This is a genomic window from Streptomyces sp. NPDC002324 (genome assembly GCF_053593335.1).
In genome coordinates, this window is record NZ_JBSFCF010000033.1 from 70,046 (window position 1) to 92,040 (window position 21,995).

Sequence of the window (21,995 nt, forward strand, 5' to 3'; positions counted from 1 at the left end):
CCATGAACCACCGCCTCTCCCCCGAGCTGGAAGAACTCCGCCGCACGGTCGAGGAGTTCGCGCACGAGGTCGTCGCGCCCAAGATCGGCGACTTCTACGAGCGGCACGAGTTCCCGTACGAGATCGTGCGTGAGATGGGCCGCATGGGGCTGTTCGGGCTGCCGTTCCCCGAGGAGTACGGCGGCATGGGCGGCGACTACCTGGCGCTGGGCATCGCGCTGGAGGAGCTGGCCCGGGTGGACTCGTCCGTGGCCATCACCCTGGAAGCGGGGGTCTCCCTGGGCGCGATGCCGATCCATCTCTTCGGCACCCCGGCCCAGAAGGCCGAGTGGCTGCCTCGGCTCTGCTCCGGCGAGGTGCTGGGCGCGTTCGGCCTCACCGAGCCCGACGGCGGCTCGGACGCGGGCGCGACCCGGACGACGGCCCGGCTGGACGAGTCGACGAACGAATGGGTCATCAACGGCAGCAAGTGCTTCATCACCAACTCGGGCACGGACATCACGGCCCTGGTCACGGTGACGGCGGTGACCGGCCGCACCCCGGAGGGCAAGCCCCTCATCTCCTCGATCATCGTCCCGTCCGGCACCCCGGGCTTCACGGTGGCCGCCCCCTACTCGAAGGTCGGCTGGAACGCCTCCGACACCCGTGAGCTGTCCTTCTCGGACGTCCGGGTCCCGGCGGAGAACCTCCTCGGCGAAGCCGGCCGCGGCTACGCCCAGTTCCTGCGCATCCTCGACGAGGGCCGCATCGCCATCTCGGCGCTCGCCACGGGTCTCGCCCAGGGCTGTGTGGACGAGTCGGTGAAGTACGCGAAGGAGCGGCACGCGTTCGGGCGGCCGATCGGCGCCAACCAGGCCATCCAGTTCAAGATCGCCGACATGGAGATGAAGGCCCACACGGCCCGCCTCTCCTGGCGTGACGCGGCCTACCGCCTGGTCGCCGGCGAACCCTTCAAGAAGGAGGCGGCGCTGGCGAAGCTGTATTCCTCCACGGTCGCCGTCGACAACGCCCGCGACGCCACCCAGATCCACGGCGGGTACGGCTTCATGAACGAGTACCCGGTCGCCCGTATGTGGCGCGACTCCAAGATCCTGGAGATCGGCGAGGGCACCAGCGAGGTGCAACGCATGCTGATCGCCAGGGAGTTGGGCCTGGTCGGCTGACCGACAGCCCTGACCGACAGCCTGTGTTCGAATGACGGTCGGAGCGCGCCGGGACGGCGCGGCTCCGGCACCCTCCCACCCGGCTCGCCGCCAGCGAGCCGGGTTCCGTTTTGCCCGCTATGAGGAGCCATCAGGCCGGGGCGGGAGCCCTGCGCATCAGCGACACGACGCACTGCTTGAAACGTCAATGACGCCCCGCGAACCCAACCAACCTTCGATTCACAGGCAATTCAAAGATTGAGGCGGAGGTGGACGAGGGAACTCCACTTCCCGGAACCCCCCACTGGACAAGCAGTGAGGTTAGGCTAACCTACCTTCGAACTCGCCCTCGGGTGGCCCGCCACCCCGTTCGAAAGTAGCCATACACATGTCCAACGCCAGAGCCGCTCACCTCACCCGCCGTGGCATCCTCGCCGCCGGTGGCGCCCTCGGTCTCGGCGCCGCGCTCGCCGCCTGCGGGGACGAGAAGTCGACGAGCGGCAGCACTGGCTCCGGCAAGGAGACGGCTGCCGCCACGTCCGGCCCCTGGTCGTTCAAGGACGACCGCGGCGTGACCGCCAAGACCGACAAGGTCCCGGCGAACATCGTCGCCTTCGTGGGTGTCGCCGCCGCGCTCCACGACTACGGCATCGGCGTCAAGGGCGTCTTCGGGCCCACCAGAACGGCCGACGGCAAGGCCGACGTCCAGGCCGGAGACCTCGACATCAGCAAGGTCACCGTCCTCGGCAACGTCTGGGACGAGTTCAACGTCGAGAAGTACGCCGCCCTGGCGCCCGACGTCCTCATCACCACGATCTTCGACGACGCCGGCACCCTCTGGTACGTGCCCGAGACCTCCAAGGACAAGATCGCGGCGCTCGCCCCGAGCGTCGGCATCTCCGTCTACGACCGCCAGATGACCGAGCCCCTGCAGCGCATGCTGGAGCTGGCCAAGTCGCTCGGCGCGGACACGGGGTCGCAGAAGATCGCCGCCGCCAAGAAGCGGTTCGAGGACGCGGCGGCCCGGCTGCGCGCGGCCACCAAGGCCAACCCCGGCATCAAGGTGCTCGCGGGCTCCGCCAGCCAGGACATCTTCTACGTCTCCGGCTCCAACCTCTCCATCGACCTGGAGTACTTCAAGGCCCTCGGCGTGAACTTCGTCGAGCCGAGCGCCGCCGCGCTGAAGGCCAGCGGCGGCTGGTTCGAGAACCTCAGCTGGGAGAACGTCGACAAGTACGACGCGGACCTCATCATCATGGACAACCGCACCTCGGCCATCCAGCCGGACGCCATCGAGGAAGCGACCTGGAAGAAGCTGCCCGCGGTGAAGGCCGGTCAGGTCATCGGGCGCAACCCCGAGCCGATCCTGTCCTACGACAAGTGCGCGCCGCTTCTGGAGGAGCTGGCCGAGGCGATCGAGAAGGCCAAGAAGGTCAGTTAGGGCTTCGGCCGCAGGTCGACCGCGGGTCCGGTGGGACTTCTCGCGCAGTTCCCCGCGCCCCTGAAAGCACGGCCCCTGCGGGCCTGAAAAGCACGGGGCGCAGCCCCTGCTTTTCAGGGGCGCGGGGAACTGCGCGACCAGCCCCCACTCACCCGCACCCGCACTGGCACAGGCACCGGCACCGGCACCTGCCGAACCACCCGAGCCCCCGACCCACGAGGCGCCCCATGACGACGGCCGTAGCCGCCCCTTTCCGATTCTTCGCTCTTCAGGTCTCGCGGACGGAGCGGCTGGGGCCGTCTCTGGTGCGCGTCACGTTCGCGGGGGACGATCTCAGGTTCTTCCACTCCGACGGCCGGGACCAGTCACTGTCCCTCTTCCTGCCGCACCCCGGGCAGGAAGTCCCGGCCGTGCCCTACGAGTTGGGCGACGGCTGGTGGCAGGCGTGGCGGGAACTGCCGGACGACGTACGGGCGGTGATGCGCTCGTACACGCTGCGGGGGCTGCGCTCGGACGCCCACGGCGACACCGTCGAGATCGACATCGACTTCGTGCTGCACGGGGTCGAACCGGGCGCCGCCGCCCCCGCCGGGCCCGCCTCGCGGTGGGCGTCCGAGGCCGCCCCCGGCCACCGGGTCGTGCTGCTCGGGCCCGCGATCGCCGACAACCGCGCGATCCGTTTCCGCCCGCCGGCCGACACCGACCTGGTGCTGATCTGGGGTGACGACACCGCGCTGCCCGCCGCCTCGGCGATCCTGGAGTCACTGCCGGCCGGTACGCCGGCCCGGGTCTGGCTGGAGGTCCACCACGCGGGGGACATCCAGGACCTGGCCACCGAGGCCAACGCCGAGATCACCTGGCTCGTGCGGAGCGAAGGAGCGCCGGCCGCCCTCGACACCATCCGTGCCGCGCGGCTCCCCGCCGGTGCGTCGGCGTACGCCTGGATCGCCGGCGAGTCCGGCCGGGTCAAGGAGTTGCGCCGTCATCTCGTGCGGGAGCGCGGGATCGACAAGCGGCGCGTCACCTTCGTCGGGTACTGGCGTGAGGGCCTGACGGAGGAGCAGTTGCGGGAGCGCGGCGAGTAGTCGGGCCCCGCGGACCCCGAAGCCGGAGGCGCGGTGAAGTGATCACCGTCACGGCAGAGCCAGGGTTCCGCTCAAGTTAGTTAGGTTAGGCTTACCTAAGTTGGACGACGTGATGTCACCCCCCACTCACCTCTCCGTCCCACCCGGACCGCCCCGCTCGGAGGACCTCCCCATGCGCTCGCACCTGCTCAATGACACGACCGCGGAGCGGTACCGCCGCACCGTGACCGAAGGCGTGGAGCGGGTGGCGGCCAGAATCGCCACCACCGACCGGCCGTTCACCGGTGTCACCGTCGACGCCCTCTCCCCCGCCATCGAGAGGATCGACCTCGACAAGCCGCTGCACGACACGGCCGCCGTCCTCGACGAGCTGGAGGACGTCTATCTGCGCGACGCGGTCTACTTCCACCACCCGCGCTACCTCGCCCACCTCAACTGCCCGGTCGTCATCCCGGCCGTGCTCGGCGAGGCCGTCCTCTCGGCCGTCAACTCCTCCCTGGACACCTGGGACCAGTCGGCCGGCGGCACCCTGATCGAGCGCCGACTGATCGACTGGACCAACGAGCGCATCGGGTTCGGGCCCGCCGCCGACGGCGTGTTCACCTCCGGCGGCTCACAGTCCAACCTCCAGGCCCTGCTCCTCGCCCGCGAGGAGGCCAAGACCGACAGCGCCGCCAAACTGCGGATCTTCGCCTCCGAGGTCAGCCACTTCAGCGTGAAGAAGTCGGCGAAACTGCTCGGCCTCGGCCCCGACGCGGTCGTCTCCATCCCGGTGGACGCCAACAAGCGGATGCAGACGATGGCCCTCGCCCGTGAGCTGGAACGCTGCAGGAACGACGGCCTCGTCCCCATGGCCGTCGTCGCCACCTCCGGCACCACCGACTTCGGCTCCATCGACCCGCTGCCCGAGATAGCCGAGCTGTGCGCCCAGTACGGCACCTGGATGCACGTCGACGCCGCCTACGGCTGCGGCCTGCTCGTCTCCCTCAAGCGCCGCGACCTCCTGAACGGCATCGAGCGCGCCGACTCCGTCACCGTGGACTACCACAAGTCCTTCTTCCAGCCGGTGAGTTCGTCCGCCGTGCTGGTCCGCGACGCGGCCACGCTGCGCCACGCGACCTACCACGCGGAATACCTCAACCCGCGCCGCATGGTCACCGAGCGCATCCCCAACCAGGTCGACAAGTCCCTGCAGACCACCCGCCGCTTCGACGCCCTCAAACTGTGGATGACGCTGCGCACGATGGGCGCCGACGGCGTCGGCCAGCTCTTCGACGAGGTCTGCGACCTGGCGTGGGAGGGCTGGCGGCTGCTCGCCGCCGACCCGCGCTACGACGTGGTCGTGGAGCCCCAGCTGTCCACGCTGGTCTACCGCTACATCCCCGAGGCCGTCACCGACCCGGCCGAGATCGACCGCGCCAACCTGTACGCCCGCAAGGCCCTGTTCGCCTCCGGCGACGCCGTCGTCGCGGGCACCAAGGTCGGCGGCCGCCACTACCTGAAGTTCACCCTGCTCAACCCCGAGACCACGGCCGAGGACATCGCCGCCGTACTCGACCTGATCGCCGGCCATGCCGAGCAGTACCTGGGAGAATCCCTTGACCGCGTCGCTTCCTGAACCCGCCGAGTCCGCCGTGCGCGTCCACGACTTCATCGGCATCGGACTGGGACCCTTCAACCTCGGCCTCGCCTGCCTCACCGAGCCCATCGCCGAACTCGACGGGATCTTCCTGGACTCGAAGCCGACCTTCGAGTGGCACTCGGGGATGTTCCTCGACGGCGCCCACCTCCAGACCCCGTTCATGTCGGACCTGGTCACCCTCGCCGACCCGACCTCCCCGTACTCCTTCCTGAACTACCTCAAGGATTCGGGCCGGCTGTACTCGTTCTACATCCGCGAGAACTTCTACCCGCTGCGGGTCGAGTACGACGACTACTGCCGCTGGGCCGCGAACCGGCTGAGCAACGTCCGCTTCGGCACGACGGTGACGGAGGTGACGTACGAGGACGAGGACGAGGTCTACGCCGTACGGACGGCCGACGGCGATGTCCTGCGCGCCCGGCACCTCGTCCTCGGCACCGGCACTCCCCCGTACGTCCCGGAGGCGGTCCGGGGCCTGGACGGCGACTGGATCCACAACTCCCGCTACATGCGGCACAAGCGGGAGCTGCAGCGCAAGGAGTCGATCACCCTCGTCGGCTCGGGGCAGTCGGCCGCCGAGATCTACCTCGACCTGCTCAGCGAGATCGACGTCCACGGCTACCAGCTGAACTGGGTGACGCGCTCCCCACGCTTCTTCCCGCTGGAGTACACCAAGCTCACGCTGGAGATGACCTCCCCGGAGTACATCGACTACTTCCACGAGCTGCCGGAGCCGACCCGCTACCGGCTGACCCAGGAGCAGAAGGGGCTGTTCAAGGGCATCGACGCAGACCTCGTCAACGAGATCTTCGACCTGCTCTACCGGAAGAGTCTCGGCGGCCCGCTCCCCACCCGGCTGCTCACCAACTCGGCGCTGCACAGCGTGCGTCACCAGAACGGCACCTACACCCTCGGCCTGCGTCAGGAGGAGCAGGAGAAGGACTTCGAGCTGCACTCACAGGGCCTGGTCCTCGCCACCGGCTACAAGTACGCCGAGCCGGAGTTCCTCAAGCCCGTCCGCGACCGGCTGCGCCACGACTCCCGGGGCAACTTCGACGTCGCCCGCAACTACGCGATCGACACCACCGGCCGGGGCGTCTTCCTGCAGAACGCGGCCGTCCACGCCCACAGCATCACCTCACCCGACCTCGGCATGGGCCCGTACCGCAACGCGTACATCATCCGCGAGCTGCTGGGCACGGAGTACTACCCGGTGGAGAAGTCCATCGCGTTCCAGGAGTTCGCCGTATGAGCGGCCCGAACGGCACGTCCTTCACGTTCCGCCCCCTCGACCCGCCGCACGACGCCGAGCTGCTGCACCGCTGGGTGACGCATCCCAAGGCGGCGTACTGGATGATGCAGGACGCCCGGCTGGAGGACGTCGAGCGCGCCTACCTGGAGGTGGCGGCCGACCCGCACCAACAGGCCCTGCTGGGGCTGCTGGACGGCGAGCCCGTGTTCCTCATGGAGCGGTACGACCCCGCCCACCGCGAACTGGTCGGCCTGTACGAGCCCGCACCCGGGGACGTCGGCATGCACTTCCTGGTGCCGCCGACGGACACCCCGGTGCACGGGTTCACCCGGGCCGTGATCACCGCCGTGATGGCGCACCTCTTCGAGGACCCCGCCACCCGCCGCGTCGTCGTCGAACCGGACGTGTCCAACAAGGCCGTGCACGCCCTCAACGAGGTCGTCGGTTTCGTCCCCGACCGCGAGATCGACAAGCCGGAGAAGCGCGCGCTGCTGAGCTTCTGCACGCGCGAGCAGTTCTTTCACAGCCAGAGCCTGGCTGCCCGAGGAGTAGCCGTATGACCCTGTCCGATGCCGTGGCGCATCTGTCCCCCCACCGCTGGGCACGGGCCAACCGCCTGCTGATCCGCAAGGCCCTCGCGGAGTTCGCCCACGAGCGGCTCATCACGCCGGAGGCCACCGCCGACGGCCGCTTCGAGGTCCGCAGCGACGACGGTACGACCCGCTACGGGTTCACCGCCGTCCGGCGCGCCCTCGACCACTGGCAGGTCGACGCCGACTCGATCACCCGTCAACGAGACGGCGTCGACCTCCCTCTGGCCGCGCTGGACTTCTTCATCGAGCTGAAGGGGTCCCTCGGCCTGAGCGACGAGATCCTCCCGGTCTACCTGGAGGAGATCTCCTCCACCCTGGCCGGCACCTGCTACAAGCTCACCAAGCCGCAGACGCCGGTAGGTGAACTGGTGGACGCCGGCTTCCAGGCCATCGAGACCGGAATGACCGAGGGCCACCCCTGCTTCGTCGCCAACAACGGCCGCCTCGGCTTCGGTGTCCACGAGTACCTCGCGTACGCCCCCGAGACGGCGAGCCCGGTCCGCCTGGTCTGGCTGGCCGCGCACCGCTCACGGGCGGCGTTCACGGCGGGTGTGGGCATCGAGTACGAGGCGTTCCTGCGGGACGAGCTGGGCCCGGAGACGGTCGACCGCTTCCACGCCGTCCTCACCGGCCTGGAGCTGGACCCCGCCGACTACCTCTTCATCCCGGTGCACCCCTGGCAGTGGTGGAACAAGCTCACCGTCACCTTCGCCGCCGAGGTCGCGCAGCGGAACCTGGTGTGTCTGGGCGAGGGCGACGACGAGTACCTCGCCCAGCAGTCGATCCGGACCTTCTTCAACAGGTCCGCCCCCGAGAAGCACTACGTCAAGACCGCCCTATCCGTCCTCAACATGGGCTTCATGCGCGGTCTCTCGGCGGCGTACATGGAGGCGACCCCGGCCATCAACGACTGGCTCGCCGCGCTCATCGACAACGACCCGGTCCTGAAGTCGACGGGCCTGTCGATCATCCGCGAGCGGGCCGCCGTCGGCTACCGGCACCTGGAGTACGAGGCCGCCACCGACAAGTACTCCGCGTACCGCAAGATGCTGGCCGCGCTGTGGCGAGAGAGCCCGGTCGCCTCGCTCCGGGAGGGCGAGTCCCTGGCGACGATGGCCTCCCTGGTCCACGTCGACCACGAGGGCAACGGGTTCGCGGCGGCCCTGATCACCCGCTCGGGCCTGACCCCGACGGAGTGGCTGCGCCGCTACCTGCGGGCCTACCTCACCCCGCTCCTGCACAGCTTCTACGCCTACGACCTCGTCTTCATGCCGCACGGCGAGAACGTGATCCTGGTCCTGAAGGACGGCGTGGTCGAGCGGGCGATCTACAAGGACATCGCCGAGGAGATCGCGGTCATGGACCCGGACGCGGTGCTCCCGCCGACGGTCGAACGCCTGCGTGTGGACGTCCCCGAGGACATGAAGCTCCTCTCGATCTTCACGGACGTCTTCGACTGCTTCTTCCGTTTCCTCGCGGCGAACCTCGCGGAGGAAGGGGTGCTGGGCGAGGAGGAGTTCTGGCGCACGGTCGCCGAGTGCGTCCGTGACTACCAGCACTCCATGCCCGAGCTCGCCGACAAGTTCGCCCAGTACGACATGTTCGCCCCCGAGTTCGCCCTGTCCTGCCTCAACCGCCTCCAACTGCGCGACAACAGGCAGATGGTCGACCTGGCCGACCCGGCGGGCGCACTCCAACTGGCCGGCACCCTGAAGAACCCCCTCACGGGCGTATAGCCCCCGGCGGTCCCCAGGACAGACGGGCACCTCGCAGTACGGTCCTGCGAGGTGCCCGTCGTTTCACGGTAGATCGTTCATCCGCGCCCCGGCGGGCCTGAAAAACACAGGGCGCAGCCCCTGCTTTTCAGGGGCGCGGGGAACTGCGCGAGCAACCACGACGCACCCGCACCCGCCGACGCACCCAACCCCCCACCCCCCTACCGCCCCACCGCCGGAGGCCACGGCACCCCCGGCGCCCGGAAGTACCCCACCCCCAACGCCTCCCACCGAGCAGCCTGCGCGGCAAGCCGCACCCGATACCCGCCCCACCCGTGCGTGGACACCGGCGACCACCCCAGCTCCGCGACCCCCGGCAACCTCGGAAACACCATGTACTCCACGTCCGCCGAGGAATCGATCGTCTCCGTCCACAGCGGCGCCTCGACCCCCCGCACCGCGGCCCCCGGCACCCCCGCCAGATACGCCCCCGGATCCCAGTCGTACGCCCGCCGCACATCCACGTACCCGGCCCAGTCGAGCCCCAGCGGCGTGTCCTTGTCGTACTTCATGTCGAGGTAGATCCGGTCGGCCGGCGACAGGATGATCCCGGTGCCGTTCCGCGCGGCGGCGGCCACCCGCTCCTTCTCCTGCGCGCCCGTACTGTCCAGCCCCCAGTACTGCGCGAGAGCGCCCCGTACCGGAGTGGCCCCGGTCAGCTGGTGCCACCCGATGACGGTCTTCCCGTACTTCTCGACCACCGGTTGCACCCGGTCCATGAACGTCGCGTAGTCCTCGTGGCTGGTGGAGTGCGCCTCGTCACCGCCGATGTGCAGATACCGCCCCGGCGTGAGCGCGGCCAGCTCCCGTACGACGTCCTCCACGAAGTCGTACGTCACGTCCTTGTCGACGCACAGGGAGCTGAAGCCGACCTCGGTGCCGGTGTAGAGCGGCGGCGCGACCCCGTCGCAGTTCAGCTCGGCGTACGACGCGAGGGCCGCGTTGGTGTGGCCGGGCAGGTCGATCTCGGGGACGACCTCCAGATGGCGGGAGGCCGCGTACCGGACGATGTCCCGGTAGTCGGCCTTCGTGTAGTACCCGCCGGGACCGCCGCCGACCTGCGTGGAGCCGCCGTACGCGGCCAGACGCGGCCAGGAGTCGACGGCGATGCGCCAGCCCTGGTCGTCGGAGAGGTGCAGGTGCAGCTTGTTGAACTTGTAGAGCGCCAGCTGGTCGATGTAGCGCTTGACCTGGTCCACGCCGAAGAAGTGGCGGGAGACGTCCAGCATCGCGCCGCGCCAGCCGTAGCGCGGAAGGTCCCGGACGGTGCCGCCCGCGACCAGCCAGGGGCCCGGCTGCACGGAGTCCTTCTCGACGGCGGCGGGCAGCAGCTGACGCAGGGTCTGCACGGCGTGGAAGAGACCGGCGGGCGCGCGGGCGGTGAGGGTCACCCCGGCGGGGCGGCTCTCCAGGCGGTAGCCCTCCTGGCCGAGACTCGTCTCCTCGGCGGCCAACCGCAGGCGGATTCCGGCCTCCTGGTGCTCGGTCACCGGCAGCCGGTATCCCGTCGAGGGCCGCAGGATGCCCGCGAGGTACTCCCCGATCCGTCGGGCCTCGGGCCCGCCGTCCACGACGATGCGCGCGGCGCTCGTCAGCCGGTACGGCGATCCGTCGGGCCGGACCGAGGCGGGGGCCGGGATCACCTGCCCGAGCGGGATCGTGACGGCGGCGGCTTGCGCGTTCTCGGACACGGGTGCGGCTCCCACGGCGAACATCCCGGTCGCCACCAGCAGCAGCGAGCCGAGCAGGCGGGTCGATCTGTGGCGCGGATTCACGACGTGCTCCCTCCACCCATCGAACTGTGCGCTCCCCACCCTCACCCCTGCACCCCCTCCAGGTCTAGACCACATCGCCCCGCAGCCGGTGGAACAATCCTGCGCATGGCGGAAATCATCCAGCGGGACGGCACGTGGACCTTCGACGGCGACACCCTGCGACTGACCCCGGGCCGCGACAGGGGCGTGAGCCTGCTCCGCAGGACCCTGGGTGAACTCGCGGTGCCACTGGGCGCGTTGGCGGGCATCTCCTTCGAGCAGGGGAAGAAGTCGGGGCGGCTGAGGCTGCGGCTGCGCGACGGCTCCGACCCCCTCCTCCAGGCCACCGGCGGCCGGCTCACCGACTCCGACGACCCCTACCAGCTGAGCGTCGACTCCGACCGGTACGGCGTCGCCGAGTACGTCGTGGACGAGGTCCGTAACGCGCTCCTCCTGGACGAGGTGCCGGGCGACGCGGTGGACACGTATCTGCTCGCCGGGCCCGCCGTCCCGCTCTCCGTCTCCGCCGGGGACGGCACCGCGAGCTTCGACGGCGACCACGTACGCCTGGAATGGAACTGGAAGACCGAGGACGCGAAGGCCGCGTCCGGGCCACGGACGCTGCCGCTGGCCGACATAGCCGGCGTCGAGTGGCACCCCTCGGTCGGCCTGGAGAACGGCAGTCTGCGCTTCACCGTGCGGAACGCGCCGACCAAGGCCCCGCCCAAGTACGACCCCCACTCCGTGGAGCTGTGGGGCTTCAAGAAGGATTCCCTGATGGCCCTGGTCGCGGCGGCCGTACAGGCACGGCTCCCGCACCCGTCGGCCCCCGCGCCGAAACAGCTCACCGCGCCCCCGTCGCCCCAGGACCGGCCCGCCCCCGAGGTGGACCACGACGCCCTGCTGCGCCGCCTGCGCGAACTGGGCGACCTCCACCGGTCCGGGGTGCTCACGGACGAGGAGTTCACGAGGGCCAAACAGGCGGTCCTCAAGCGCATCTGACGCGTGGAAGGACCGTCTGCCCGGCACTGGGCCGTGTATCGAAAGTGGATCTTCACGAGGCGACCGTCCTCGTAGCGGCCATCGGCGAGTGGCTGTGACCAGCGGTCATACGAAGTCGGCATCGGCCAGGATGGCGCGTGGCGTCAGGAACTCATCGTGGCTCGGTCGGAGTCGCTGCGAAGAACGCAGAATTCGTTGCCTCCGGGGTCAGCAGGGACTGCCCGGCCAGAGCCATCGGGATTCCGGTGAGCGGTGCGGGGCGGTGAGCGGACCGCGCGGGATCGCTGCCTCGCCGCCGGCGCGGAGCAGGGTGTGGGGGCCGGCACCAGGTACATGAGCTTGCCGTACATCCGGCCGGTGCGTTCCACGCGGACGGTGTCCGGCGGGATGCCCTGGTCGGTGAGGGCCTGGTCGACGGCCTGGGCGGAGGGCCAGTGCGGCAGCGGGCCGGGGGCCAGGAGCCCTGGCGGGTTGAGCAGCACTCGCGCCTCCACCACGGATACGGATCAGGTCGACGGGGCCAGGAGGCGTGCAGGTGGGCGGCGGCCGGGCCGAGCGCGCCGGGCCCGAACTTCTTGCGGATGCGGTCGCTGACCGCTTCCGCGACCAGCCGGTCCTCCCGCGCTCGGTCGAGGCTGATCTGCTCAGCGACCTGGTCGGCGTCGGCCAGGTCGTCGCCGACCAGGGCGAGTCCGGTCAGGCGGCCACGCCGGAGACCGGCGGCGTCGATCAGCCGGTGGGCCAGGGTGCGCAGGTCGTCGTCGTGCGCGGAAGCTTCCGGCAGGCGGCGTGTTCGGGCCGAAGGCATCCGGTCGGTTGCGCGTTCTTCGGGGTGGAGGGGTGCCCGGCGGCATCGCCGCCGTGAGGCGATGCCGCCCGCCGGGCTGCACCGGCCGCCCGGTCGCCGCGGCAGCCGCCGGTGGCGGCGGCCGGCACGATGCCGATGGCGCCCGGCATCCGCAGACGCGCGCTGCCCCGGCCGCCCGGCCGTCGCCGCCCGCAGGGCGACGCAGCCGATCCGGCCGAAGGGCACCCCGCTGGGCTACGCGTTCGGGTCGAACGTGATGCCCGACGGCATCGCCGCCGTGAGGTTGGACGCGAAACTGCCGTCCTTGAGGCCGAAGTTGGCGCTGCCGAAGTCGTAGGCGACGAGGGTGTCGCGGATGGCGGTCGACGGGTAGCCGTTCCAGCCGACGAGCGGCGGGTACTGCCAGGTGCCCTTGTGGTTCTCCGGCGGCTCGTCGTTGGAGCCCGCGAGACGGAAGGCGTGCGTGCGGACGCCGTCCTTGTGGTAGACGATCTTGGGGTGCGTGCCGGACCAGAGGACCGAGGACGCGGCGTACACGCTGTAACCGCCGTGGGCGGAGGTCGAGACGTACCGGGCCGTGCCGTTCTGCACCCAGACCACGACGTGCTCCCAGTCGTGCCGGTGCCCGCCGACGCTGCTGCCCGCGACCGCCTGGTCCTTCTCGAAGTAGAGGTCGTACATGATCGCGCACCAGCCGTTGTTGCACTTGGAGCGCGAGTAGCCGTTGGTGTTGTCCAGGTCGGACGCGTCCCGACAGTCGCCGCTGAGCGAACCCGTCGGGTTGAGGCCGCCGTTGACCGTGCCCGTCGGGCCGATCGCGGGGGTCGGGTAGCAGCCGTCCGTGTCGTAGTCGTACGCCGGCTGCCACGTCTTCTCCAGCGTCTCCGCGTTGGCCGGCAGTGCGGCGGGCGGCGCCGCGTACGCGCTGCCCGCGACACCGACGACGAGCGCGACGGTGGCGCCCAGGGTGACTGCGGATCTGCGGAAACGACGCGAAGTACGCGTGCGCGAACCTGTCTTCACTGCGACCTCCTGATGGACCGCGGCGCGGGGGGAGACGGCCGGGAGCCGGGTGGGGGCATGCCGACGGGGGATGGCATGCGCAGGTCAGGTTCGCCTTACTCGCGGGTAATGCGCAAGGGTCGGGAGGTGTGGGAGTGATGAAGAATCAATCAATGTGAAACGCCTGTGGATTGGCTGTCGGGCCCCCGCGACCCGGCGTCACGGCACAGGAAGATATCCGCCACGTAGTTGTTGTGTGCGAAGTCGCCGCGCGCACCCGCTCGGAGAACGTTCCGCCTCCCGCGCGCGTGCGTGACGACTGCTCGCACAACGGTGGTCGGGGCCCGGGAGATCTTCCTCCAGGGCCCTTTTGCATAGGCTCATAGGGCTGATCAAGCAGCTCTCACCACCCAACAACTTACGGAGAACCCATGAACGACGCCTTGAGCCGCCGCACCCTGCTCCGCGCGGGAGGAGGTCTCTCACTGGCCGCGGTAGGGCTCGGATACGGCACGGGGGCCGCGTCGGCCGCGGTACCGACCTCTCAGCGGTTCACGCTGGCCACGACCTCCTCGAACGACCTCTACCGGGGCCGGGCGCTTCGGGACGGCACGGTGATGCAGAGCTTCGCCTTCGACCAGACCAACCAGCGGTTGTTCGTGGCCCAGTTGCGCCAGGGCGCGGGGGCCGACTCGGGCGACCTGTGCATCACCGAACTCTCCTGGTCGACCTGGAACGCGATCGGCCACATGTACCTGACGGGCTTCGGCCACGCGGTCTCCATAGGCGCGCAGGCCGTGGGCTCCTCGACGTATCTGTGGGTCGACGCGGTCGCGGACACCAGCGGCTTCGGACAGCGGCTGGGGCGCTTCAAGTACACCAACGGCACTACGCTGAGCGCCTCGTCGTCGGCGGTCACGAAGCACACGCCCGTCTCCTCGGCGAACCGGCACACCTGCGCCATCGACCCCACGCACAATCGCCTGATCGTGCGCTACCGGCCGACGGGCTCGGCCACCCACCGCTTCGCCGCGTACGACCTGACCGACGCCACCAACGGCGACTTCGGCAGCCGCCTGGTGGACTTCCCGGAACCGTCCCGGATCGACGCCGCGAACTTCCAGGGGTACACGGCATACGGCCAGTACTTGTACTGCCTCACGGGCCACAGCAAGGACGTCACCGGCGAGGCCGACACAGACGCGGTCCTCTGGAGCGTCGACATGAACACCGGACAGACAGCGGAGGAGTTCCTCACCGGGGCCGGCTCCACCCTCGCCTTCCGTGAACCGGAGGGCATGGCCGTCTACACCACCGCCGGAGGAGAGCCCCGCCTCTTCTTCGGCTTCGCCTCCGGTGAGGAAGTGGGCGAACGCCTCTCCAACGTCTTCTACAAGAACGTCCTCGTCTGACGGTCGCCCGGTCCGGCCGACCTGGCCGGACCGGCAGCCCTGAATTCGCGTCAGACCTACTGGGGAGAAGGGGCTTTCGAGGGATGTACGCGAAGGGCGGAATGGCCGATTTCCCGTGCCTCGTGCGCCTGCCGTGACAGAAAAGCATTCTTGTGGTGAGTGGGAGATTGTGTGACGGTGTCAGGGAACTGACCTGTACATGCGGTCAATTGCCTGACCAGTGAATCCACCGCATGCGCCGTATCGGAACGGGCCGGTCGACCGTCGGCCCGGAATGGGGGAAAACATGAACGCATTGCGTGCATCAGCCGGATCGGTTCTCGCCGCAGGCCTGTTGTTCGGCGTCGTCGTCGCCGTACCGGGACAGGCAGGGGCTGCCGAAGGGACCGCCGGACACTGCGTGTACAACGTGTCCACGGGTGCTACGGCATGTCACAGCACCTTCCGCGCGGCCGTCGTCGACGCCACCAACGGGAAGGTGACCAACGCGTCGCCCGTAGCCCGTACAGCCCTTTCCGACACGTCGTTCCTGAAGCGGCTGGAGGGGCCCATGCCCGCGACGGAGGCCACCGCCGCAGCGGTCGACTACGTCCTGTCCATCGAGTACGACATCGCCAACCTCAGCCCCTCCGGCGGCTCCCTCACCATCACGGCGGGCGGGCCCTGCGTGGAGGACGGGCAGCGGGACTTCACCGTGAACGACGTCCGGGACGCCTGGCCCTCGTGGAACGACCGGATCTCGTCCTTCAAGGGCTTCAACACCTGCGACGTCAACCACTACGAGCACCAGGTCCGCAACGGCGGTGACACCACCGGCCCGAAGCCCTCCATGACGACCATGGGCGACATGTCCAACAAGACGACCGGGCTGACCTTCGGCTGACCCGAGCCGATAGCCCGCCGGGCCGGTGGCGTCCCTTGCCACCGGCCCGGCGCACGCGTGTACCGCCGGTGCGAACCCGCGCACCACCAGGACGGCCGGTCGGGCGTGACCCCGACCGGCCGCATCCCGCACTGGTCGGCATGGCGCTGTCGACGACAACACCGAGCCCGCGTCAGCCGCTGCGAACGACACGGACACAGCCCGTGCCACTGCCCAGCAGCCGGAACGAGCACATGGCGGTACCAGTGCCGCGGCGCTGGAAGCTCGTGCGTGCGCCCCGCCTTCCGGGCGCACCCACGGCACTACTTGGCCCTGCGCGCCACCGTGAAGTGGTCGACCCGCGCCCCCGTCTCCGCGATCCCCCGCACGGTCAGCGTGGCCCAGTGCCCCTTCGGCGCGGGCTGCACGTCCACCCGCAGGAAGGAGTAGTCGAGGTACCGCACCCGCGACCAGGTGACGGTCTCGTTCTGCTTGCCCGCCTTGGTGTTGATGTAGGAGGGGACGGACTCGACCTCGTTCTCGTGGCCCTCGTACGACAGCGGGGCGGTGAAGGAGTAGAGGCTGCGGCCGGCCGCGCCCGCCGTCACGTAGACCACGCCCTCGGTCTCCGGGTACGCCGTGCTGCCGATCGGGAGCTTCTTGGTGACCGCGCCCGCCTTGATGACGTCGGTGCGCTCGTACTGGTGGTTGTGGCCGTTGATGACGAGGTCCACGGAGTACTTCTCGAACAGCGGCACCCACTCCTGGCGCACACCGCCCTCGGAGGCGTGCGCGGTGGAGGTGCAGTAGGCGCAGTGGTGGAAGAAGACCACGACGAAGTCGACGTCCTTGGATGCGCGGAACCTCTTGAGCTGTGCCTCCAGCCACGTGGTCTGGGTGCCGCCGGAGATGCCGAGGTTGGCCGGGATCTCGAAGGAGATGTCGTTGGCGTCGAGCGAGACGACGGCCGTGTTGCCGTAGACGAAGGAGTAGACGCCCGGCAGGTTCTTCGGGTCGGGGCCGTTGTCGGGGAGGTTCCAGCGGGCCTCCTCGCCGCCGTAACCGTTGGGCGAGTACCAGGCCTCCATGTCGTGGTTGCCGTAGGCGGGCATCCACGGGACGGACTTGGCGACGGACTCAGTCTGGGCGAGGAACTGGTCCCACACGCGGGAGTCGAAGCCGGTGTCGGCGGTCTTGCCCTGGCCGGCCGGGTCGGCGTAGGCGATGTCGCCGGCGTGCAGGTGGAAGGCCGGGTTCTGGCCGAGGAGGAGGCTGTTGTTGGCGAGGCCGTGGTAGCCGACGCCCTCGTCGCCGAAGGCCGTGAAGGTGAAGGGCTCCTTGTGGGCGGGGGCGGTGGTGAAGGTGCCGATGGTGCCCGCGAACCGCGGCGAGGCCGGGTCGAAGCCGTCGTGGCCGACGCCGTAGAAGTAGGTCCTGCCGGGCTTGAGGTGGGTCAGCTTGGCGTGCACGTAGTACTGGGTGTGGTCACCGCTCGCGCCGACGCCGGCCGGGGTGAAGAGGGTGCGGACCTCGGCGTCGATCTTGACCGAGAGATGCGAGGCGTGGGTGCCGACCCGGACGAAGGGCTTCTTCACCGGGAGCGGGACCTGCCAGGAGACGGTGATCTCGGTGCGCGGGTCGTTGCCGTAGGCGAGGTGGCGGCCGAAGGGGGCGACGAAGGAGCCGTCGACGTGCTCGGCGCTCGCGGCGGCCCGGGTGGGCGCCGAGGTGCGGAGGGCGGCGGGGGTGGCGGCCTGGGCCGTGGCGGGCACGAACGCGCCGCCCGCGACGGCGCCGAGGGTGACGGCGCCGCCTCTGATCATCGAGCGGCGGGAGAACTTGGAGCGCAGGTACTCGTGCTGTTCGGCCATGCTCATGCGCTCGGCCAGCTGCTCGGGTACGCCCATACGAGGTGTGTCCATGGTGTCCGAAAGTCGTCGCCTCAGGCGACGGGATGCGGGACGCCGGATGGACGGCGCACGAACAGCCACTCATAACACATTCAACGTTCCCCCAAGGGGCGGTAACCGCACCCTGCCCGATATCGGGCAGGATTCTTGCGAAACGCCCGCCGTTCCCCCAGGATCTACCGAGTGCACGACGACCTTGTTGATCATTTGACGCGATCCTCACCCCTCAACCGGGGCGAGGCGCTGCGGGTGATCCAGGACGTGCTCGCCTACTTCGACGAGACGACCGAGGCCTACGTCCGTCGCCGCCACCGCGAACTCCAGGCCCAGGGCCTGGTCAACGCGACGATCTTCGAACGGATCGAGGCGGACCTGAAGTACCGGGCGGTCGCACCGCCGGAGCTCACGCTCCGGCAGCTGCGCCGCATCGTCTACGGCTGACCGGCCGCGACCGGCCGGCCGGGGCCGACCACCTACAGCTAGGGGATACGTCTATATGTGCGGGATCGTCGGTTACATCGGCAAGCGCGATGTGGCGCCGCTGCTCCTCGAAGGCCTGCAGCGCCTGGAGTACCGGGGCTACGACTCGGCGGGCATAGTGGTCACCTCGCCCAAGACGGCCGGTCTGCGGATGGTCAAGGCCAAGGGCCGGGTCCGTGACCTGGAGGCCAAGGTCCCCGCGCGCTTCAAGGGCACCACCGGCATCGCGCACACCCGCTGGGCCACCCACGGCGCCCCGTCCGACGTCAACGCCCACCCGCACATGTCGGGCGACAACAAGGTCGCCGTCGTCCACAACGGCATCATCGACAACGCCTCCGACCTGCGCAGGAAGCTCGAAGCCGACGGCGTGGAGTTCCTCTCCGAGACGGACACCGAGGTCCTGACCCACCTCATCGCCCGCTCCCAGGCCACCACCCTGGAGGAGAAGGTCCGTCAGGCGCTGCGCATCGTCGAGGGCACGTACGGCATCGCCGTCATGCACGCCGACTTCAACGACCGCATCGTCGTCGCCCGCAACGGCTCCCCGGTCGTCCTCGGCATCGGCGAGAAGGAGATGTTCGTCGCCTCGGACATAGCCGCTCTGGTCGCCCACACCCGCCAGATCGTCACCCTCGACGACGGCGAGATGGCCACCCTCAAGGCCGACGACTTCCGCACCTACACCACGGAGGGCACCCGCACCACGGCCGAGCCCACCACCGTGGAGTGGGAGGCAGCCTCGTACGACATGGGCGGCCACGACACGTACATGCACAAGGAGATCCACGAGCAGGCCGACGCCGTGGACCGGGTGCTGCGCGGCCGGATCGACGACCGCTTCTCCACCGTGCACCTCGGCGGCCTCAACCTGGACGCCCGCGAGGCGCGCCAGATCCGCCGGGTGAAGATCCTCGGCTGCGGCACCTCGTACCACGCGGGCATGATCGGCGCCCAGATGATCGAGGAGCTGGCGCGTATCCCCGCGGACGCCGAGCCGGCGTCGGAGTTCCGCTACCGCAACGCGGTCGTCGACCCCGACACCCTCTACATCGCCGTCTCCCAGTCCGGCGAGACGTACGACGTGCTGGCGGCCGTCCAGGAGCTGAAGCGCAAGGGCGCGCGGGTCCTCGGTGTGGTGAACGTCGTCGGTTCGGCGATCGCCCGCGAGGCGGACGGCGGCATCTACGTGCACGCGGGCCCCGAGGTCTGCGTCGTCTCCACCAAGTGCTTCACCAACACCACCGTCGCGTTCGCCCTGTTGGCGCTGCACCTGGGCCGCACCCGCGACCTCTCCGTCCGCGACGGCAAGCGGATCATCGCGGGCCTGCGCAAGCTGCCCGCCCAGATCGCCGAGATGCTGGAGCAGGAGGAGGAGATCAAGAAGCTGGCCGAGAGTTACGCCGAGGCCCGCTCGATGCTCTTCATCGGCCGCGTCCGGGGCTACCCGGTGGCCCGTGAGGCCTCCCTGAAGCTCAAGGAGGTCTCGTACATCCACGCCGAGGCCTACCCCGCCTCCGAGCTGAAGCACGGCCCCCTGGCCCTCATCGAGCCCGCCCTGCCCACGGTCGCGATCGTCCCGAACGACGACCTGCTGGAGAAAAACCGCGCCGCCCTGGAGGAGATCAAGGCCCGCAGCGGCAAGATCCTCGCCGTCGCCCACCAGGAGCAGGAGAAGGCCGACCAGACGATCGTCGTCCCGAAGAACGAGGACGAGCTGGACCCGATCCTCATGGGCATCCCCCTGCAACTCCTCGCCTACCACACGGCGTTGGCCCTGGGCCGCGACATCGACAAGCCGCGCAACCTGGCGAAGTCGGTGACCGTGGAGTAGGACCCCCGCGACAGACCACAACAGACGGCAACAGACGACAACGGACCCCCACGTGATGCCCCATCACGTGGGGGTCCGTTCACGACGCGCCGGGGTCGCCCAACATCCCGACGCCGCTGCCAACTACCCGTGGCCGTCACGCCACTTTGTCAGGCATCACGCGGGTTATGCCCTTCACAAGGGCACAAACACCTCTACGCGCCAGTAGACTTACGCGCTTCGGGAAGCGGGCGGAACGACGGACGAATCGACGGACGGAACGACGGACGGAACGTCACGGATGACGATGACCGGCCGCTGCGCCCGCTCGACGTCACGGAATGACGATGACCGGCCGCTGCGCCCGCTTGGCGAGCCGCCCCGCGACGGATCCGAAGATGCGCCCGACGATCCCGTGCGTGGACCCGACGACAATCGCGTCGGCCTCGTACTCCCGCCCGACCTCTTCGAGTTCGTGGCAGATGTCGCCACCACGCTCGACGAGGATCCAGGGCACCTCGGCGAGATAGTCGGCGCAGGCCAGTTCCAGGCCGAGGACCTCGGTCCGGTGATCCGGGACGTCCACGAACACGGGCGGCTCGCAGCCGGCCCACACGGTCGTGGGCAGCCGGTTGGCTACATGCACGATGATCAGGCCCGAGCCGGAACGGCGGGCCATGCCGATGGCGTACGCGAGGGCGCGCTCACTGGACGTCGAACCGTCGAAGCCGACGACGACGCCGTGCTTGAAGGCAGGATCACAGGAGGGACGTGCCTCTTCCGCCGCAAGGGGTTCGGCCGCCGTGTGATCGGCGACGGGCCGCCGCTCGCGGTCCGCGGATTCGAAGAATTCTTGACCGGCCATGGGTGTCTCGGCGTTCGGATCCTCGTGTGGGACGACGTGGATGGGATGTCAGTGTGCGGCGGAGCGGTGTCCGGGAAACATCTTCCCCACCCCATACCCCCAAGGGTACGACCGCACGCCTCCTCCGCCCAGATCCCGCACCGGCTGCGCGGGGTTCCAGGGAGCATGCACGAGCACCGCCCCGTAACGCAATGGTTGCTGCCACGTACAGCCGGTTCACCCGGTCCGCCGGGCCTTCGGCGCCCGGCGCGGGTGAGTGAACCCGGGCCCCGCGGCAACCCGATCAAGCGGTACCAGTGACCGACAGGTCGAACACGCGTTGAACCCCGGTAAGCCGATCGCACGGGAGCCAGGAGGGAGCCCGCAGTGTCCGCGCACCGCACCGCGCCCCAGTCCGCCCCCGAGAGCGACGAGATCCCCCCGCAGCCGCCGCGCACCCCCGAACGCGCCCCCCAGCCCGCGCCCCACCTCGCCGACCCCGCCACGGACGTGGTCCGCTGGGCGGCGTTCAGCTGCGTCCTCGTGCCGGTCGTCCTCGTCTGGTACGGCACCTCCCTCGCCGGCGCGACGGGCGCGGCCCTGGGCCTGGCCGCGGTCACCGGCGTCTGCCGCGTCCTCCTGCGCCAGTCCGAACGCGGCGCGGCCCGCGCGGCGCGCGCCACCGCGGCACACCCGCGAGCCCCCCGCACGACACCCGCTCATGCGACGTCCGCCCGCACGACGTCCGCCCGCACGACGTCCGCCAGTTCGATGGCCGCTCGTTCGGTGGCCGAAGATCGCGCCCCTCAGCGCGGCCGGCACGGACGTCCCGCTTCCGGGGCGCACAGGGGCGGACGGAATTCGGGTCCGAGTACGCCGGTCGACTGACCGGTTTCCGCGCACACTCCCGTATCTTTTCAGCCAACTTCGGTTACCTGCGTGTTCCTTGGTCGAACACCCCCCCACCCCCCGTTCGACCTGCGCCGAAAGGGGTCCGGGGGCCTCGCGCACCCTACGTGGACCGGCCACGGGGACGAGGCGTACTTCCCTGCACGGCCCACGAGTGCAACGCTTCGTGATCGAATGCTTTACGCCAAGTTGCCATGTCGACAATGTGCCGGTTGGCGATCTGGTCACGTCGGCACCACGGGACACAGTAGATTCGATCATGACTGTCT

The 21,995-nt window shown here is 69.6% G+C and carries 18 protein-coding genes and 1 pseudogene; 14 read left to right on the top strand and 5 right to left on the bottom strand.

What is annotated here, in order from left to right; translation table 11 throughout:
• Positions 1–2 precede the first annotated feature (2 nt).
• The 7 genes from ACWCRJ_RS33165 to ACWCRJ_RS33195 all read left to right on the top strand — a co-directional run bounded on the left by ACWCRJ_RS33165 (position 3) and on the right by ACWCRJ_RS33195 (position 8,891).
• Positions 3–1,163, top strand: coding sequence for an acyl-CoA dehydrogenase family protein (locus ACWCRJ_RS33165; RefSeq protein ID WP_450942760.1), 1,161 nt, complete (start codon positions 3–5; stop codon positions 1,161–1,163).
• Between the two features lie 367 nt (positions 1,164–1,530).
• Positions 1,531–2,583 (top strand): ABC transporter substrate-binding protein, encoded by a 1,053-nt coding sequence (locus tag ACWCRJ_RS33170; RefSeq protein WP_450942761.1) that lies wholly within the window; start codon positions 1,531–1,533, stop codon positions 2,581–2,583.
• 227 nt (positions 2,584–2,810) lie between these two features.
• Complete coding sequence (locus tag ACWCRJ_RS33175; RefSeq protein ID WP_450942762.1) at positions 2,811–3,668, top strand: siderophore-interacting protein; 858 nt, start codon at positions 2,811–2,813, stop codon at positions 3,666–3,668.
• Positions 3,669–3,840: 172 nt separating this feature from the next.
• Entirely contained in the window at positions 3,841–5,286 is a 1,446-nt protein-coding gene (gene desA / locus ACWCRJ_RS33180) for a lysine decarboxylase DesA (protein WP_450942763.1), read from the top strand.
• Positions 5,240–6,562 (top strand): lysine N(6)-hydroxylase/L-ornithine N(5)-oxygenase family protein, encoded by a 1,323-nt coding sequence (locus ACWCRJ_RS33185; protein WP_450942764.1) that lies wholly within the window; start codon positions 5,240–5,242, stop codon positions 6,560–6,562. Before desA ends, ACWCRJ_RS33185 begins: the two co-directional genes overlap by 47 nt.
• Positions 6,559–7,122, top strand: coding sequence for a GNAT family N-acetyltransferase (locus ACWCRJ_RS33190; RefSeq protein ID WP_450942765.1), 564 nt, complete (start codon positions 6,559–6,561; stop codon positions 7,120–7,122). The genes ACWCRJ_RS33185 and ACWCRJ_RS33190 overlap by 4 nt, the downstream gene beginning before the upstream one ends.
• A complete protein-coding gene (locus ACWCRJ_RS33195; protein WP_450942766.1) occupies positions 7,119–8,891 on the top strand; it encodes an IucA/IucC family protein in 1,773 nt (590 codons plus the stop codon). The genes ACWCRJ_RS33190 and ACWCRJ_RS33195 overlap by 4 nt, the downstream gene beginning before the upstream one ends.
• A gap of 200 nt (positions 8,892–9,091) precedes the next feature.
• Here the strand turns inward: ACWCRJ_RS33195 and ACWCRJ_RS33200 are convergent, their stop codons facing one another.
• Positions 9,092–10,705 carry a beta-N-acetylhexosaminidase gene (locus ACWCRJ_RS33200; RefSeq protein WP_450942767.1) on the bottom strand — a complete coding sequence of 538 codons (1,614 nt, stop codon included), beginning with the start codon at positions 10,703–10,705 and terminating at the stop codon, positions 9,092–9,094.
• 105 nt (positions 10,706–10,810) lie between these two features.
• On the opposite strand from ACWCRJ_RS33200, the gene ACWCRJ_RS33205 reads away from it, so the two are divergent.
• Positions 10,811–11,686, top strand: coding sequence for a DUF4429 domain-containing protein (locus tag ACWCRJ_RS33205; protein WP_450942768.1), 876 nt, complete (start codon positions 10,811–10,813; stop codon positions 11,684–11,686).
• Positions 11,687–11,829: 143 nt separating this feature from the next.
• On the opposite strand, the pseudogene ACWCRJ_RS33210 reads toward ACWCRJ_RS33205, so the two are convergent.
• Positions 11,830–11,934: pseudogene (locus ACWCRJ_RS33210) on the bottom strand (VOC family protein); the annotation flags it as partial.
• Between the two features lie 281 nt (positions 11,935–12,215).
• Here ACWCRJ_RS33210 and ACWCRJ_RS33215 point away from each other — a divergent pair.
• Entirely contained in the window at positions 12,216–12,551 is a 336-nt protein-coding gene (locus ACWCRJ_RS33215) for a hypothetical protein (protein ID WP_450942769.1), read from the top strand.
• Positions 12,552–12,728: 177 nt separating this feature from the next.
• Here ACWCRJ_RS33215 and ACWCRJ_RS33220 read toward each other — a convergent pair whose 3' ends face one another.
• Positions 12,729–13,517, bottom strand: a complete 789-nt coding sequence (locus ACWCRJ_RS33220) for an NPP1 family protein (RefSeq protein ID WP_450942770.1) — start codon at positions 13,515–13,517, stop codon at positions 12,729–12,731.
• A 410-nt stretch (positions 13,518–13,927) separates the two neighbouring features.
• Between ACWCRJ_RS33220 and ACWCRJ_RS33225 the strand changes: the two genes are divergently transcribed.
• Together ACWCRJ_RS33225 and ACWCRJ_RS33230 are read left to right on the top strand one after the other, a co-directional pair.
• Positions 13,928–14,908, top strand: coding sequence for a phage baseplate protein (locus ACWCRJ_RS33225; RefSeq protein ID WP_450942771.1), 981 nt, complete (start codon positions 13,928–13,930; stop codon positions 14,906–14,908).
• A 286-nt stretch (positions 14,909–15,194) separates the two neighbouring features.
• Positions 15,195–15,791, top strand: coding sequence for a hypothetical protein (locus ACWCRJ_RS33230; RefSeq protein WP_450942772.1), 597 nt, complete (start codon positions 15,195–15,197; stop codon positions 15,789–15,791).
• A 302-nt stretch (positions 15,792–16,093) separates the two neighbouring features.
• Here ACWCRJ_RS33230 and ACWCRJ_RS33235 read toward each other — a convergent pair whose 3' ends face one another.
• Positions 16,094–17,677 (bottom strand): purple acid phosphatase family protein, encoded by a 1,584-nt coding sequence (locus tag ACWCRJ_RS33235; protein WP_450942794.1) that lies wholly within the window; start codon positions 17,675–17,677, stop codon positions 16,094–16,096.
• A 186-nt stretch (positions 17,678–17,863) separates the two neighbouring features.
• Here ACWCRJ_RS33235 and ACWCRJ_RS33240 point away from each other — a divergent pair, with 186 nt between their 5' ends.
• Both ACWCRJ_RS33240 and glmS read left to right on the top strand, forming a co-directional pair.
• Entirely contained in the window at positions 17,864–18,121 is a 258-nt protein-coding gene (locus ACWCRJ_RS33240) for a hypothetical protein (RefSeq protein WP_005486507.1), read from the top strand.
• Positions 18,122–18,176: 55 nt separating this feature from the next.
• Positions 18,177–19,994, top strand: a complete 1,818-nt coding sequence (glmS, locus tag ACWCRJ_RS33245) for a glutamine--fructose-6-phosphate transaminase (isomerizing) (protein ID WP_450942773.1) — start codon at positions 18,177–18,179, stop codon at positions 19,992–19,994.
• 313 nt (positions 19,995–20,307) lie between these two features.
• Here the strand turns inward: glmS and ACWCRJ_RS33250 are convergent, their stop codons facing one another.
• Entirely contained in the window at positions 20,308–20,838 is a 531-nt protein-coding gene (locus ACWCRJ_RS33250; RefSeq protein ID WP_046918788.1) for a universal stress protein, read from the bottom strand.
• A gap of 366 nt (positions 20,839–21,204) precedes the next feature.
• On the opposite strand from ACWCRJ_RS33250, the gene ACWCRJ_RS33255 reads away from it, so the two are divergent.
• The gene (locus ACWCRJ_RS33255) at positions 21,205–21,705 is read left to right on the top strand and encodes a hypothetical protein (protein ID WP_450942774.1); all 501 of its coding nucleotides are present in this window, start codon (positions 21,205–21,207) and stop codon (positions 21,703–21,705) included.
• Positions 21,706–21,995: the final 290 nt, after the last annotated feature.